Origin of the sequence: Synechococcus sp. H60.1, assembly GCF_047462335.1 — a bacterium.
GTDB lineage: Bacteria > Cyanobacteriota > Cyanobacteriia > Thermostichales > Thermostichaceae > Thermostichus.
Map to the genome: position 1 here is coordinate 1 of NZ_JANSJA010000067.1, position 1,368 is coordinate 1,368.

Below are 1,368 nucleotides of genomic sequence, written 5' to 3' on the forward strand. Positions count from 1 at the left end.
GGATCGCCGACCAGTTGGTTGCGACCAGGCTGACCGGCATTCATGATGAGGGAAGGAGGGGCGCCGCTGGCGTTTGCCGCTTGCCAGGCAGTTTGATAGGCGGCGAAGTTGGTCAAAGGCGGGCGGGCAATGGCATCCTCCCGCACCGCATCTTCCCGGAAGGCGTAGAAAATACCCCCCTCGCGGCCTTCTTGCACGCCGGCAGGCAGCCAAGTATCTCCGTTGATCAAGCCCTTGTCCTGCCCCTGGACGTTGTTGGTCAAAAGGGCCAGGTCGATGTTGAGGGCCCGCACCGCCATTGCCTCGCGGCCATCGTAAAACACCGAATCTTTGAAGGGCACGCGATGGCACTGGTCGCCGACTCGGATCAGCTCCATCTGGTTGCTGTTGGGATGGTTGCCACCGAGTAGGGTGCTGCTGGGGCAAGTGGCAGTGGCATGGGGCAAACGCCAGTCGTTGATGGTGGAGCGAGGCCGAAGAGCCACTTGCTCGAGGTCGGTTACTGCCCGGTAGGTCACATCCGGCAGCCAGGAGTAGGCGCCTCGCCGCTCGCTCTCTATGGGATCCGCCTGGCCAAAGTCGCTGGTGGGGAAGATGTAGCGCAGCGGCAGGTAGAAGCGGTTAGAGGCATTCAGATCACCCCTACGGCTGGCTTGAATGTCATCCCGAAGGATCTGAGCTGCTGGATCCCCGGCGTTGGCAGCCGCCTCAATCCGCAGAATGTTGTCGGCCAGCATGCCCAGCATGCAGCCCGCCGTCTGCAGCGTGGTTTGATCCGCCAAGCTAAGGTTGTTCGGGTTGTTGATGATTCGCCGCAGCTCGGAGAAGTTGCCAAAGGCAGTGATGAACGGATCTGGGTGGATGCGGCCCGCCTCCTGCCTGGGCGGATAGGCCCCGTCGGGGTCGCCAGCAAAATTGGCCAGGTTGGTCAGCGCCGTCCACAGGGGCGTCCCAGGCCGCAGCCGCTCTTGCATCGGCCCAGGGTCATATTCCCAGACGTTGGTGCCCTGGCCGGTGAAGAAGTTGATGCCCAGTTGGTCGGTCTGATCGCCGGCAGGGAAGGTGGAAGCCCGCCGCAAGCTCCAAGGCGTGCCGGGGTGGGCCACCGTGGCCAGGCAGGCGATGGGGAAGCGCCCATCTTGGTGGCTGTAGTGGTAAACAGCCGTGGCCTGCACTGCTGCCGGGTTGTCCCGCAGGGTCAAGCGTTGCCGCGCCTCGTTGCTGATGAAAATGGCCTGTAGCTTAGTGGGATCATTGGGATCGCCCCCTGGCACCAACGGCAGCGGCAAAGAGTCGGTGCGGGTCAGCTCCAAGCGCTGCCCCACGATCACCCGCAGGCCCTCCACACGGGCCCGCCGCTCCCAGTAG

At 63.7% G+C, this 1,368-nt stretch carries 1 pseudogene; it reads right to left on the reverse strand.

The window, feature by feature from the left end:
- Positions 1 to 1,368, reverse strand: a pseudogene (locus tag NW852_RS03885) (type II secretion system protein); the annotation flags it as partial.